At 69.8% G+C, this 13,322-nt stretch carries 17 protein-coding genes; 5 read left to right on the top strand and 12 right to left on the bottom strand.

The window, feature by feature from the left end; all coding sequences use genetic code 11:
* Positions 1-3 precede the first annotated feature (3 nt).
* From ACZ60T_RS32950 to ACZ60T_RS32895, 12 genes are all read right to left on the bottom strand, one after another.
* Positions 4-135 (bottom strand): hypothetical protein, encoded by a 132-nt coding sequence (locus ACZ60T_RS32950; protein ID WP_260421819.1) that lies wholly within the window; start codon positions 133-135, stop codon positions 4-6.
* Complete coding sequence (locus tag ACZ60T_RS32945; RefSeq protein WP_469669299.1) at positions 132-602, bottom strand: Pycsar system effector family protein; 471 nt, start codon at positions 600-602, stop codon at positions 132-134. The genes ACZ60T_RS32950 and ACZ60T_RS32945 overlap by 4 nt, the downstream gene beginning before the upstream one ends.
* An 88-nt stretch (positions 603-690) precedes the next feature.
* Entirely contained in the window at positions 691-1,287 is a 597-nt protein-coding gene (locus tag ACZ60T_RS32940; protein WP_469669298.1) for a hypothetical protein, read from the bottom strand.
* A gap of 132 nt (positions 1,288-1,419) precedes the next feature.
* Positions 1,420-1,860 (bottom strand): RRQRL motif-containing zinc-binding protein, encoded by a 441-nt coding sequence (locus ACZ60T_RS32935; RefSeq protein ID WP_469669297.1) that lies wholly within the window; start codon positions 1,858-1,860, stop codon positions 1,420-1,422.
* Positions 1,844-2,338: a hypothetical protein gene (locus tag ACZ60T_RS32930; protein WP_469669296.1), complete on the bottom strand. Its 495-nt coding sequence runs from the start codon at positions 2,336-2,338 to the stop codon at positions 1,844-1,846. The genes ACZ60T_RS32935 and ACZ60T_RS32930 overlap by 17 nt, the downstream gene beginning before the upstream one ends.
* 149 nt (positions 2,339-2,487) lie before the next feature.
* Positions 2,488-2,670 (bottom strand): hypothetical protein, encoded by a 183-nt coding sequence (locus ACZ60T_RS32925; protein ID WP_331737956.1) that lies wholly within the window; start codon positions 2,668-2,670, stop codon positions 2,488-2,490.
* The gene (locus ACZ60T_RS32920) at positions 2,667-4,169 is read right to left on the bottom strand and encodes a hypothetical protein (protein ID WP_469669295.1); all 1,503 of its coding nucleotides are present in this window, start codon (positions 4,167-4,169) and stop codon (positions 2,667-2,669) included. Before ACZ60T_RS32920 ends, ACZ60T_RS32925 begins: the two co-directional genes overlap by 4 nt.
* Positions 4,170-4,337: 168 nt before the next feature.
* Positions 4,338-6,479: a hypothetical protein gene (locus ACZ60T_RS32915; protein WP_469669294.1), complete on the bottom strand. Its 2,142-nt coding sequence runs from the start codon at positions 6,477-6,479 to the stop codon at positions 4,338-4,340.
* Positions 6,479-6,940 carry a hypothetical protein gene (locus ACZ60T_RS32910; RefSeq protein WP_037663175.1) on the bottom strand — a complete coding sequence of 154 codons (462 nt, stop codon included), beginning with the start codon at positions 6,938-6,940 and terminating at the stop codon, positions 6,479-6,481. The genes ACZ60T_RS32915 and ACZ60T_RS32910 overlap by 1 nt, the downstream gene beginning before the upstream one ends.
* Before the next feature lie 109 nt (positions 6,941-7,049).
* Positions 7,050-7,388, bottom strand: coding sequence for a hypothetical protein (locus tag ACZ60T_RS32905; RefSeq protein ID WP_469669293.1), 339 nt, complete (start codon positions 7,386-7,388; stop codon positions 7,050-7,052).
* Positions 7,389-7,509: 121 nt separating this feature from the next.
* The gene (locus ACZ60T_RS32900; protein ID WP_469669292.1) at positions 7,510-7,764 is read right to left on the bottom strand and encodes a WhiB family transcriptional regulator; all 255 of its coding nucleotides are present in this window, start codon (positions 7,762-7,764) and stop codon (positions 7,510-7,512) included.
* 723 nt (positions 7,765-8,487) lie between these two features.
* Complete coding sequence (locus tag ACZ60T_RS32895) at positions 8,488-8,868, bottom strand: hypothetical protein (RefSeq protein ID WP_469669291.1); 381 nt, start codon at positions 8,866-8,868, stop codon at positions 8,488-8,490.
* A gap of 186 nt (positions 8,869-9,054) precedes the next feature.
* Between ACZ60T_RS32895 and ACZ60T_RS32890 the strand changes: the two genes are divergently transcribed.
* From ACZ60T_RS32890 to ACZ60T_RS32870, 5 genes are all read left to right on the top strand, one after another.
* Positions 9,055-9,387, top strand: a complete 333-nt coding sequence (locus ACZ60T_RS32890; protein ID WP_469669290.1) for a GntR family transcriptional regulator — start codon at positions 9,055-9,057, stop codon at positions 9,385-9,387.
* A 153-nt stretch (positions 9,388-9,540) separates the two neighbouring features.
* Positions 9,541-10,968 (top strand): helix-turn-helix domain-containing protein, encoded by a 1,428-nt coding sequence (locus ACZ60T_RS32885; RefSeq protein WP_469669289.1) that lies wholly within the window; start codon positions 9,541-9,543, stop codon positions 10,966-10,968.
* 21 nt (positions 10,969-10,989) lie between these two features.
* The gene (locus ACZ60T_RS32880; RefSeq protein ID WP_469669288.1) at positions 10,990-11,670 is read left to right on the top strand and encodes a RibD family protein; all 681 of its coding nucleotides are present in this window, start codon (positions 10,990-10,992) and stop codon (positions 11,668-11,670) included.
* Entirely contained in the window at positions 11,670-12,137 is a 468-nt protein-coding gene (locus ACZ60T_RS32875) for a dCMP deaminase (protein WP_469669287.1), read from the top strand. Before ACZ60T_RS32880 ends, ACZ60T_RS32875 begins: the two co-directional genes overlap by 1 nt.
* Before the next feature lie 80 nt (positions 12,138-12,217).
* Positions 12,218-12,526, top strand: coding sequence for a helix-turn-helix transcriptional regulator (locus ACZ60T_RS32870; protein WP_469669286.1), 309 nt, complete (start codon positions 12,218-12,220; stop codon positions 12,524-12,526).
* The last annotated feature ends 796 nt before the right edge of the window (positions 12,527-13,322 follow it).

Here is a 13,322-nt window from a genome sequence, read left to right as displayed (position 1 = left end):
GGGTTACTGCTCCTTCTGGTCGGCCTGGGCGTGGATGCGGGCGGCGGTGCGGCGGGCGGCGGCGATCACGAACGGGATGGCGAGGGCGCCGGCGAGGCTGGCGTAGCTGATGACGAAGCTGGCGGCGGTGCTCACGCCAGCACCCCGATCGCGGCGACGGTCAGCAGGGCGAGCGCGGCGAGGATGACGTCGACCGCGAGGGCCAGGCGCTGGAACTTGCGGACCGCGAGGATCGACAGCGCCCTCACGCGGGCGGGGCGGTGGTCCTGGCCCATCGCCTCCTGGAGCTCGTTTTCCTCCAGGCGCGCCCACTGCGGGAAGGTGCCCGGCGCAGGGCGGCCGGGCACGCTCAGGCAGGGCCTGACGACCAGGAGGAGTAAGACCGCCGCGGCGGCGAGGGCGAGGACGGCCAGGGCGCCGACGACCTTCGTGAACACGGGCAGGTCCTTGTCGGCGACGCTGGCCAGACCCGCGAGGACCGCGCCGTCGAAGGCGAGCAGCAGGCTGGCCTTGCTGTCGGTGCGGGCGATCTCGCTGCTCACGGTGGCGCAGGCGGCGTCCAGATTCCGGTCGCCGCTGATGGTGAGGGGGGCGGTGGTCACGTGCGACTCCCATCCGGGCCGGGCTGTCCGGCTCCCCGTCACCACCCGGCCCGCGTGTGTGGGGCGGGTGGATCAGGCAGTCGTCAGATCAGCGAGCCGGGTGGTTGTGGTTGTGCAGGTGGATCAGCGGGCGAAGGGACAGGCCGCGCAGGGCGAAGAGGCTGCCGATCGTCCAGGCCAGGACCGCGAGGGCGGCGGCGACGGGGCGGCCGGCGGCGGGGGCGGCGTCCCACACCATGAAGACCGAGCAGGCGCCGTGTGCCGTCCAGGTCAGCCGGGCACCGACGGCGCCGGTGAACCAGGACAGCAGCAGGGAGGCGGCGCCAACGCCCTGCCAGATGACGAACCCGCTGGTCGCCGTCAGCGGCAGGCCGACCGTGTGCGCGCTCAGGTAGGCGTGGACGGGGTCGGCGACGGTGGCGGTCCACTGCGTGAACCACGCCCAGTCCTGGTGGTGGTACCAGTCGATGCCCTTGGGGATGCCCCACTTGAGGATGAGCAGCAGGGCGACCAGGCCGACGACGCCGAAGGCGGCGATGGCGCCGGGCGGGATGTCGTCGGCGGCCTTGATCGGGCGCGGCCGGGGCGGGGCCGGCCTCCGGGGCGGCGGGACGCGCTGGCTGTCGTCGATGGTGTCCAGCGGCGGGATGGCGGGGTCGGGCTCGTGCTTGTCGGGCTCGCTCACCGGGTTCTCCTTCACGGTGGTCGACGGCGTGGACGAGGTGGTGCTGAACGTGGACGGGCCGGGCTCACCGACTCCCCTTCACCACCCGCAAACGGCGGGTGGATCAGGCAACCGGCAGACGCGGGAGGGGGTTCAGGCCGCGGCGGCGAGGTGCTCGCCGGGCGGGCGCATGTAGCTGCCGGGCGCGGCCGGGGTGCCGTCGTAGCACTCCAGGCACGAGCCGAGGGTGCGCAACGGTAGGCAGTGGTAGTACCGCCTCGAACACGACGGGCAGGTCTGCCGTTTGGCCATGGCCTTGTCGAGGGCGACCTCTTTGGCGAAGGTCATCGGCCGTATCGGCTTGGCCTTGTCGATCTCGTACAGCCACGCCTTGCGCTTGCCGCCCCGGCATTCGATGACGGCGACCGGGTCCTGGCCGCCGGGCCGTAAGCGCCGCTCCCGCAGTTGCCGCCGGGTGGCGAGCCCTTTCGGTGCCTGCCTCCAGCGAAAAACGGGGAGGGCGCCGGTGGGGTCGGCGTAGAGGTCGACGTCCCGGACGGCCGGCGGGGACGCAAGTTCAGCGGCGGCGGCCACGGTTGTGTCCGCGGCCGGTGTGGACCTGCACCTTGGCGCGTCCCCGAGCGTTGACGTTGATCGACCGCCCGCTGCCGGGGCCGGTGACCAGCATCTTGATGAGGACGAATCCGCCCACGACGACGACGCCCAGGAGCACAAGCGCCTTGACGAGCTCCATCAACGCGGCGGCCAGGAAGTAGATGCCGACGCCGCCGATGCCGAGGATGAAGGCGACCAGCGCGGCCTTCACCAGGAGCGGGGAGACGTAGGGCTGCGGGGCCGGGGCGGGCGGCGCCGTGTAGTAGGCGACGTGCTGGCCGTTCGGGCCGGGCACCATGACGACGCCGTCGATGCCGGCGGTCGACGGGTAGACGACCGTGCCCTGGGGGAGCGGGACGACCTGCTGGCCGTACGCGGGGACGGGCGCCTGCCCGTACTGGGGCGGCAGCGGCGTCGGGTAGTAGGTGGGCTGGGGCTGCTCGCCGTAAGACGGCATGATGGGACCTCTCCTCGTTGGGGAGCTCGGGCGGTGTCATTTGGCGTGAGATTCGCCCGGGGAGGCTTCGGCCTCTTCACCGGCCTCCGGGGGTGCTTTCTTCATCCCCGGAGGCCAGTGGAGCCGTCGAAGCTCGGTGGGTGCGCCGCTCAGTCGGTGAGCTGGCGCCACCGCGTGGGCAGCAGCGCGTCCCGGCGCAGCAGGATCGTGGGCGGGTGCTCGGGGCCGGCCTTGGGGAGCAGGGCGACCGGCTCGGTGCCCAGGTGGGTGAAGTCGAACTCGAAGTCCGTGTCCACGGTGTCCTCTTCCTCTTCTTCGGGCCGGTGGGTCATGCCGCACCGGCGCTGTCGCTGTCGCTGTCGTCCTCGAAGACGTCCAGGGCGTCGGCGATGACCGACTCCTCGAATCCGTCCTCTTCCGCAAGGCGGCGCTTGGCCGCGCGGACGCGGTCTCCGACCCACGTCTCGCCCTTGCCGTACTGGTTCGCGAGGCGCTCCAGGTCCGGCGTGATGCCGGACAGCGAGCACTTCGCGATGTACCGCTCGGCTTCGTCACGCTGCTTCTCGCGCACTTCGCGAGGGATCCGGCCGCCGTTTTCCGAGGCGGTCAGGGCGGGCACCGCGCTGAGCGCGACCCCACTTTCCGAGGGGCGGCCGGAAGAAATCGAGGCGCGGGCGCCTGCACTTTCCGAGGTTCCGCGAGCCTTGGCGGCGGCCCGCTCCAGGACGCGCTGCCGCTTGAGCTTCTCGGCTTCCTCCAGGGCGCGGGCCTCAGCCTCCGCCTTGATCCGCTCAGCCTCAGCGGCGGCTTCGGCCTCCTTGCGCAGCGCCTCCGCCTGGGCGTCGGCTTCCTTGCGCAGCGCCTCTGCCTGCGCTTCTGCCTTAACGATCTCGGCCTGGCGGGCGGCCTCACGGTCCCGTTCGGCCTGGTCCCGCTCCCACTGCTCGCGGCGGCGGCGGTCCTCGATCTCGGCTTCGGCCTTGAGGCGGGTCGCCTCGATTTCTGCGGTGCGCTCGGCGAGTGCGAGTCGCTCGCGTTCTGCCTCGATTTCTTCGCGGCGGGTGCGGGAGGCGGCCTCGATTTCTGCCTGCCGCCGCTCGTTTTCGAGCCTCGCGTTTTCCTCGCGTTCGCGCCGGGCGGCCTCGCGTTCTGCCTCCTGACGTTTCGCGGCGGCCTCGCGTTCTGCCTCCTCGCGCTTGGCTGCGGCCTCGCGTTCTGCTTCCTCGCGGGCTCGCTTTTCGGCGGCCTCGCGTTCGGTGGCCTTCGCGGTCTCGAACTGGGCGATGATCGCGGTCAGTTCGCCGCGCCGCCGGGTCGCGTACTTGCGGTAGCCGGTGGCGGCTTCCGCGAGCAGGATCAGCAGCGCGGGGGCGACGGAGTGGAGCAGGATGCCGCCAGCGTCCGGCTTCTGGGGGATGAAGTGGAAGTGGCCGTCGGGGTAGAGCGACGTCCAGCAGTTCATCACCCAGGTGGAGAGGCCAGCGGTCCAGCGGAGCAGGAACGGCCAGCCGCCGGGCTTGTAGTCGCCGCCGTGTTCTGCGAGGACACCGTCGACGTACAGGACGGTGATCAGGGCGAGGCTGGCCAGCGGGTCCAGCATCCAGGCGATGTACCAGGGGATCTCATGGGAGACGCCGAACCGGGTCACATTCACACAAGTGAAGATCAAAGCGCCGCCCCCGAGGGTGAGCAGCGCCTTGGTGACCATGGCCAGGACCTCGTCCAGCTTGGCGATGGACTTCCGGGCCTTGCTGGCGTCGTCCGCACTGACGGGCGCGGCGGTTTTGGGCGGCCCGGCCTGCTTCGGCCGGGGAGCGGTCGGGGCGCTCATTGATTACCTTCCGTAGTGTGCGGGGCGAGTGTGCGGCGCACACTGCACAGGGTGCAAACCGGGATCAATCACCTGTGTGCGGGCCTGCACACTGGAAATTCCCTAAGGGAAGGGAGGGGCCGCACAGTGCGGTGTGCGCTGTGCGGCCCCTCCCAAGATTAGTGACTCTCAGTTGCCGTTTTCGAGCGGGGAGCGGATCAGGTCGTACGATCCGTAGCCCTCCTCGGACTCGTCCTTGGCGATGACCCCGTCGTCCAGGAGCTGCTTCTTCAGGCGGTTCCACCAGTCGCGGGCGCCCTTTTTGTTGACCCGCATCCACAGGTCGTTGAGCTCCTTGGGCTCGAAGTTGTCTTTACCTTCGCGCACCCAAGAATCCAGGCGAGCAAAGATGGCGACCTTGGTGTCCTCGGGGGAGAGCTTCTCCTCGTCGGCCACCGCGCCGGGCAGCTGGAAGACCGGGGCGTCGTCGGCCGGGGCCTCGATCTCGGTCTCGACGCTGAGGTGGTCGTACGCGCCGGGCTCGGGGTCGGCGGCCAGGATCTGCCGCAGTTCCTCGTCCAAGTCCTCGGTCTCCTTCGCGAGCAGGTCCGGGTCGATCTCCACGTCCTCGTCCTCCTCGTACTCGTCGTCGGCGTCGTACTCGGAGGCCAGGTCCGCCGCCGGGGCGGCAGGGGCGGCCGGCTGCTGGGGGAAGGCGCCGCTTCCGTCGGCGTCGCCCTCCAGGAGCGGGGTGGTGTAGAAGGTGCGGTTGGTCCACAGCGCCCCGAACGCCTCAGCGGTCGTGGCGTCCATGGGCGTGCGCACGTTCATGCCCGCGGTGACGGCGGCCGCCAGCGTCGGGCGGTCGGCGTTGTAGGTGCGGGCGGTGACCGCCCAGCGGTCTTCGGCGATGCCCATCCCGGCCGCGTACAGGTAGCCGGGCTTCCTGTTCGCCCAGCCGGGGAAGGCGCCGGCGTCGATCGCCTCGGGCGGCAGGACGTACTGGGCTTCCGCTCCGTCGGACAGTCCGTAGGCCATGCCGGCGGGGTGGTTGGAGCGCGCCGTGGTGTCCATCTGGTCGTGCGTGGCGCGCTGGATGGAGGAGAGGAACCAGCCGCCGGTGGAGCGCAGGGTGCGCAGCACCTTGCCGTAGGCGTCGCCGTCGGCGAAGTCGGCGGCCTCCTCACCGATGATCAGCAGGAAGTTCAGGCCGCAGCCGGGCCTCCACTTGGCCAGGCCCTTGGCCGCGAGGTACTCGCCGCGGGCCTTGATGACCGTGTGCATCTGCTTGAAGAACCGACGGGCGTCCTTCTCGTTGGTGATCACCATGTCGGCGGCGTGCCGGACGTGCCCGTAGTCCTGCATGAACTTCGAGCAGTTGATGACGATGACGGACACCTCGGTGCGGGTGGCGGCCTCGGTCACGATGATCGAGTTGCCGACCGTCTTGCCCGCACCGTTGACGCCCTGGGCGACGCAGTGCTCGACGTTCTCGCCGCCCTTGACCTCCTGCGGGTCGTTGAGGATGCCGGGCAGGTTGAGCTTGAGCGTCTCGCCGTCCTCGTACCGTCCGAGGTTGATCGGCATGTCGCCGAACCCGGCGCCGAAGGCCGACGGGCCGGGCCAGGCGAAGCCCTCCTTGAGGAGGTCGGCGACCTGGACCCGCATGGTGATCAGCGAGGCGTCGTCGTCGTCGACGGTGTGGGTGATGCGGCCCTGCCCGAGCTTGAGCGCGGAGGTCATGGCGGGGATACGGCGGGCGAACTCGTCCGCCGTGGCCCCGTCCTTCGCCTCGATCTTGGCGACGACCGTGCCCTTGCCGTTGGACTTGGCCTCCTGGAGCTCGTGCTTGGCCAGGCCGATCTCGGACTCCAGCTTGGCCCACTTGCCGTCGGCCTTCTCGCCCGAGCCCTTCTTGTACAGCGCCGACCAGAGGTGGTTGGCGATGCACAGGCCGGACCCGGCGAGCATCCAGGTGCCCAGCGTCGCGCCCTCGAGGCCCACCACGGTGCCGAGGGTGACCCCGGCCGTGGTGGCGATGGAGTTGACCTGGTGGAGGATGCGGACGTCCTTCTCGCGCTTGGCCTTGTGGTCCATGTGGTTGATCAGCTTGGACAGGGCCGCGCCGGTGCCGGCCAGACCGAGCGCGGCGAGCGCCAGGGAGGCCGGGGTGGTGGCGAGCATGATGTGGGCGGTCTCGGCGACGATGCAGCCGCCGATGTTGATGCCCCACGGCCCGCCGTAGGTGACCCATGCCTTCCTCGAGGACTCCTGCTCCTCTTCGGTACGGGTGTCGATCTTCTTCGCTCGTGCGGAGATACGGCGAGCCATCACGCTGCCCTTCCGGCCTCGCCCGGACGCCCGGCGGCGCCCTTGGGCTTGTCACCGATGGAGAATCCGGGCTTCTTCGAGCCCTTGCCCTCGCGCGCCTTCCGCTCAGCCTCGATCTCGGGCTGGATGAAGTGCTTGACGAAGGAGGCGTACATCTTCACGCCGCTCAGTCCGAGGACCTTCGCGGCGGAGGCGCCGCCCTTGAGGTGGGCGGACACGAGCTTCGCGCGGATCTTGGACTGGGCACCGAAGGTCCACCACTTGCCCTTGTACTGGGCGAGGATGGCGCCGACCATGTCCGCGTCCATGCCGATCCGCATGTGGAGCTCCAGGCCGATCGCCCGCAGGATCCGGGCGTACTGGTAGAGGTCGCGGTCGCTCGTGAACTCGATCTTCTCCAGCTGCTTGATGAGCTCCGAGAGGTTCGAGCCGAGCTTCTCGCCGCTGTCGCTGTCGCTCATGTCGGGGTGGGTTCCTTCCAGTTCGGGGGTTGTGCGGACGGGTCGGGGGCTGTCACCTCCCCGCGGGCCCGCACCTCGCGGTGCGGAGCCACGGGCAAGCGGCACAAGGTCACTTGCTGGCGGCGCTGTTGTCGTTGGCATTGGAGATCGCGGTACCGATGCCGTGGCCCATGCCGTTGATCGCCCCGGCGAGCGGGGACGTGGCGAGGGCGTAGCCACACACGAGCGCGGCGATCATGACGCCCGCTCGCATGTCGGAGCGCCAGAACAGCCAGAGGGCGCCACCGGCGAGCAGGAACAGGGGCAGTGCAATCACGAGGTCCTCCAGGGACAGGGAGTCGGGGAAGTGCTCTCCAGCCGCGAGGGCCGAACCGAGCTGAGGGGCGGGTGCTCCTTCGCTCTCCACCGCCACCGGACCGCGCGGGGCGGGCCGGTGGCGACTGGGCAACGCAGGAAGCGGAGCGGGGTCAGCGGGCCAGGAGGACCGCGGCGAGGACGATGAACGGCCCGGCCATGCCGAGCAGGTAGAGGAACCGCATGTCGCCTTCTTCCAGGGGTAGTTGGCGGGGTCAGGCAGCGGAGCGGGCCCGGTTGCGGGCGGCGCGGCGCTTCATGGAGCGGCGCTCGTCCTCGGACAGGCCGCCCCAGACGCCGTCGTCCTGGCCGGCCTCCAGCGCCCACTGCAGGCACTGCTCCATGACCGGGCAGCGGCGGCAGACGGCCTTGGCCTCCTCGATCTGCAGGAGCGCCGGGCCGGTGTTGCCGATGGGGAAGAACAGCTCGGGGTCCTCTTCGCGGCAGACCGCGTTGTGTCGCCAGTCCATCGCGGTCACTTCCCGGCGCGGGCCCGGCGCAAGGCCTCTTCGATGATCGGGTCGGTGGTGTCGTCGTTCTGTGCGACGCTGAGGGAGTTCAACAGGGCCTCCATGCAGGTCCTCGACAGCCCCGGGGGTCCGATCCCTGGGGTTGTCGTCGTTTCGGACGCGGGGCGGATGCCCGGCTCCGAGCGGCACGTGGGCCGCAGTGCCCCGGACCGGACTCGAACCGGTCGTGGTACTTCCAGCGGGGCCCGCGATCTTCGCCCTTGTGTCACCGCGCGGTCGGATCACTTGTACGCCCGTGAGGGCGGCATGGGAAAAGGTGCTGCGGAAGCTGATCGCAGTCGACGCTGCGCACGCGGCAGGGCTGGCTTGTCGCTGTTGCCTGTCCCGCATCTCGCCTGCGGGCTGGCGGTCCGCATCCCCTGCGGACTGGGCCGGTTCAACCAGAGGACTCACCTGGTGGCACCCCTCCGCAGATCTCTTGCTCGGGAGTGCCGGCTAGTCGTAGCGCCGGATGTTCGCTGATTCAGTTGAGAAGGAACAGCCACTCCTAGGCCCCCCACCGAGGTGGAGGGGAACCCCACCCCCCACCGAGGTGGAGGGCTTCGCCCAGGGCGTCTCGTGCTGGCGGGGACCGTGTCCGGCTCCCTCATCCGGCGCCGCCCGCGGGGGCGGTTCCGGGTGGGGGAGCCGGGTCCGAAGACCCGGCGGGTGGTGCGGGGAGGATCAGGCCGCGATCGGCAGGGGCGCCGCGGAGGCCGGCCGCGTGATGCGCAGCTGCGCGGCGTAGGGAAGGAGCACGTCGACCAGGCGCTCGCGCACCAGCTCGGTGGCGGTCGGGTCGGTGGCGACGATGTCGCGGGCGGCGAGCATGCGGCTCTCGCGGGCCTCGATCGCGGCGACGGCGGCGGTGATGTCCAGGCCGTCCAGCCGCTCGTGGGGGAGGGTGCCAGCCTCGAACATCTCCAGCGGCGTACCGAAGGCGACGTCCAGGTCCAGGTCGCCGAAGTCGGGGAGCGGCACCTCCACCGCCTCCAGGAGCGCGAGCGTCTCAGCGTCGAAGTTCTCGGTGGCGAGGCCGGCGGTGGGGCGGCTGGTGGTGTTCATGGGGTGGTGCTCCCTTCGAGTTCGGGCTCTACGTGATCCCAGGAAGTGGCAGGTGGGGGCCTTGCCGCCCCGCTCACCTTGTCGGCATACCTAACTTAGCTGATACAGTCGGGGGCGTGTCAAGTGCTTGATTGAGGAAGCTATGGAAGCTAGCTAAGGCGAGGGGGTCGACCTACGATGTCGCTCATGAGCAACGAGGCCGTGCAGCCGTACCAGCGAATCGTTCAGGATGTCCGCGACAAGATCCGCTCCGGTCGCCTGACCGCGGGGACGAAACTGCCGAGCACTCGGGAGCTGGCGGAGGAGTACGGCGTCGCGGCCGGCACCGTCCAGCGAGCCCTGACCGAGCTGCGCACGGCTGGGCTCATCTACTCGCACCAAGGGCGCGGCTCCTTCGTCACGGAGACCGCCTCCGAGTCCAGCGAGGACTCGACTGCCCGCGCTCTCAGGGCACTTGAGGAGCAGGTCGCCGACCTCGCCGACCGCCTCGAACGGATCGAGAAGGGCCGAAGCGACTGACGTCCTTCCTCGCGTCCCGTTGCGCATGTTCGTCCCTCCCTGGCCGGTCCAACTTCGTTAGCAAAGTTGTAGGCCCGACCACGGAGCTGGTTCTAGGTCTGACATGTGTCCAGCCGCTGGACACACCGATAGGAGACATGGAGGGGGATCAGCGTGGGGCAGAAGCCGAACGTTCTGACCCCGGAGGCATCGCCCCTGGACCGCTTCGGCTACACGGTGCGCGACCTCCGCGAGCGGCGTGGCCTCAGCTTGCGCGGCCTTGCGGAAGCCACCTTCTGCTCGTACTCCAAGCTGTGGAAATGGGAGAACGCGAAGCGCGCCCCGAAGTACCGCTCCGAGGTTGAGGAGTTGGACCGTGTGCTCAACGCCCACGGCCTGCTGATCGAGCTGTGGGAGCGCATCGGCTCGGATGATTCCCCTCGGGGCCATGTGTCCGTTTCAGGGCTCCATGTGTCCGAATCATCGGTGGACCTGGCCATGGCCGCGTCCCAGCGGGCAACGTCGGACGATGAGGGGATCTTTGTCCCCGCTCGTCTACGGGATGGATCGGTGGTATTCGTGGCGCTGGATCGACGCGCGATGCTGCGTGGCGGAATGGGACTCGGCGCAGCTGCTGCGCTGGGCACCGGAACGCCAGCGGCTGCCAGCTCCCTGCCGGGCCTGACGCGGCCTGCACGGTCGGCTGCCGCCTACAGCGGCACGCCGGTGGAACACTTCCAGCGTGCACGTCGACTGCTGATCGACAACGACAACCTCCTCGGCCCCGGCCGGGCCATCGCTGCCGCCCGCCAGCACATCGAGGACATCAAGCAGCTTCGGCAGGACGCGAAGGGCACGGACCGCCACGCCCTCATGGAGCTCCAGACGCAGTACGCGGAATTCGCCTCCTGGCTCTACCAGGACTTGGGCGATTTCGACAGCGCGCAGTTCTGGCTGGACCGCGCGTTCCAGTGGAGCCACACCGTCGGGGACGGCGACCTGACCTCGTACGTGATGGCCCGCAAAGCACAGCTCGCTGGCGAGATGCGCGACCTGGTCGACGTCGTCGACCTCGCCGAAGCCGCGCAACGCATGGCCCGTCCCCGCAGCCGACTGGCTGCCGTCGCCCGGACCTACGAGTCGTACGGGCACGCGCTGCGGGGCGAATCGACCGACAGCGAGCGCGCGATCGACGACGTTCGCAACGCTCTCGATCGCGTCTCCGGCGACACGACCCCCTGGGGCGTGTGGCTGAACGAGCAGTACGTGGAGGTCCACCGGGCGCAGGGCTTGGAGGTGCTGGGCAAGCATGCGGAGGCCGCGGAGGTCTTCACCAGCGCCATTAGGGCATTGCCCGAGGGGTACCACCGCGACCGAGGCGTCTACCTGGCTCGGGCTGCTGTGGCCCACGCTGGTGCTGGCGCCCCCGATGAGGCGGCCGCGGTCGGCCTCCAGGCCCTGACCGTAGCCAACGACACGGGCTCAGGCCGGATCGTCCGAGAACTCACGCGTCTCGACAAGGCGCTGGTCCCCTGGCAGCGCCAGCCCGAGGTCGCGGAGTTCCGTGCGCACTTCGACGGCCTACTCGCCCACGAATCCTGAGAAGAACGGATCCCACCACTCATGACCACGCGTCCGTACGTCATCCTCTCCGCCGCTATGTCGGTCGACGGCTACCTGGACGACGCCAGCCCCGAGCGGCTGCGCCTGTCCAATGCTGCCGACTTCGACCGCGTCGACCAGGTCCGCGCGGAGTCCGACGCCATCCTGATCGGCGCGACGACCATGCGGAAGGACAACCCGCGCCTCCTGGTCAACAGCGATGAGCGCCGTGCTCAGCGCGTCGCCGACGGCAAGCCGGCCTACCCGCTCAAGGTCACGGTGACCCGGACCGGGGACCTGTCCGCCGACCTGAACTTCTGGCACCACGGCGGCGAGAAGCTGGTCGTCACCGTCGACGATGCGGTGGAGAAGGTGCGCGCCACGCTGGGGGACCTCGCCGACGTCGTCAGCGTCGGGCCGGACCTCGACTGGGGCCTGGTCCTCGATGAGCTCGGGCGCCGTGGCGTCGGCCGGCTCATGGTGGAGGGCGGCGGCACGATCCACACCCAGCTGATGGCCGCGAACCTCGCCGACGAAGTGCACCTGGCCATCGCGCCGCTGCTGGTGGGTCAGCCGGAGGCGGCCCGCTTCCTGGGCGCCGCCGATTACCCCGGCGGATCGACGGCCCGGATGAAGGTGCTGGAAGTCAGGGCGATCGACGACGTCGTCTTCGTCCGCTACGCCCCGAAGGAGCGCGGCTGATGTACGCGCCCGACCGAGACCAGGACCTCCGCTGGATACAGCGCGCGATCGACCTCGCCGCTCTGTGCCCTCCGGCTACGGGGGCCTACTCGGTCGGCGCGGTCATCGTCGGCGAGGACGGCACCGAGCTGGCGTCCGGCTACTCCCGTGCGACCGGCCCCCGCGATCACGCCGAAGAGGTCGCCCTCGCTCAACTCCCCGAGGGTGACCCGCGGCTCGCTGGCGCGACGATCTACAGCACGCTGGAGCCCTGCTCCCAGCGCAGAGCGTCCCGCACACCGTGCACGCAGCGGATCCTCGCCGCCGGCATTCCGCGCGTTGTCATCGCCTGGCGCGAACCGAGCCTGTTCGTCGACGACTGCGTCGGCTACGAGCAGCTGGTGGAAGCCGGGGTGACCGTGGTGGAACTGTCGGAGCTGATGGCGGCCGCGAAGGCCGTTAACGCGCATCTGGGGAAGCTGGCGTGACGACGCAGCAGGTATCAGAACCCCGCCAGAGATCAAATGGTGTATGTTTCAGGGATCGATCGATCTTGAGAGGCTGCGCTATGTCCGACCCGGACCGCTTGAAGCAGGTCGATGCCCTGCTGGACGGCCTGGACGACGTCCTCCCGCCGCCGCACGTGCGCGCTCAACTGCGCCTCGCCGCGAACCTCACGCAGCAGGACATCGCGGACGCGGTGGGCGTGAATCGCCTTGCCGTGGTGCGTTGGGAGCTGGGCAAGAGTCACCCCCGGCGCCCGCAGCGCGACGCCTACATCCACCTGCTCAAGCGCCTCGCGGAGCGCTTCCCCGCAGCCGCGAAGGCGGATTCGGGCATGCCGACGCCGGCCTCTGAATCCAGGGGGTCGGGATGACCTAGTGGCCATCGGCCGCGCGTGCCAAGAAGCGGACTAACCTCCCGCTGGCCTCGCGCGGCCCGTCTACCGACCGGAATAACCACCCGCGTCGGCTGCTCAGGTCCCAGTTCGTAGCTGGTCCTGAGCTGCGGCTCACCGAGCCGCTCGTTTCACCTCGGCCCCTAACCAGGGCCACTGCACCACCGGCCACTAACCACGGCCACCACAGCCAGATCAGTACCGCCCCGCATCACCCGCGGGTGCCCCCACCACAGGGGCCACGCGGTTCAGCAGGACCGGGAGGGACGGAGAAATCTCCCCCCGCCCGATCGGTGTCCGCCCTCTTCTCACGAAGGGGGCGGCCCCTGACACATCCGCACAGATGGAGGTCGGTCCAGCCCCGAGGGGCTCGGTCGGTCCAGCTATATGGAAGGCAGGTCGTTTCTCATAGTGCCCGAAGTGGTGTCCCCCTGTCAGCTTGACCTTGTCCGTTTCACCCCGGTTCAGGCGCGGCGGTCTTCCCGTGTGACGGGATCGGCGTACCGTTCGCCCCTCTTTTTCCGTTCCGTACCGGAAGTTGAATTTCCGGTAGGAAGCTACAAGCGCGGTGCTTTCGGAGCGGTCCCGCCGGGCTCGGTCGCGGCGCCGGCCGTCCGGCTCGTGCACCCGCTCGCGGACGTCGTCCGCAACTCCGTCGACGGAAGCGTCCTCGAGGACGGCTTCCCGTGTGGCGGGACGCGATCTGAAGTTGTAGCCCGCCGTGCGGGAGCGCGGGGGGTGATCCGGGCTGAGCGGGCTCTGTCCACAGGCTGCC

The organism is Streptomyces sp. NPDC104371 (genome assembly GCF_055583785.1).
This window is presented reverse-complemented; position numbering and strand designations above follow the sequence as displayed.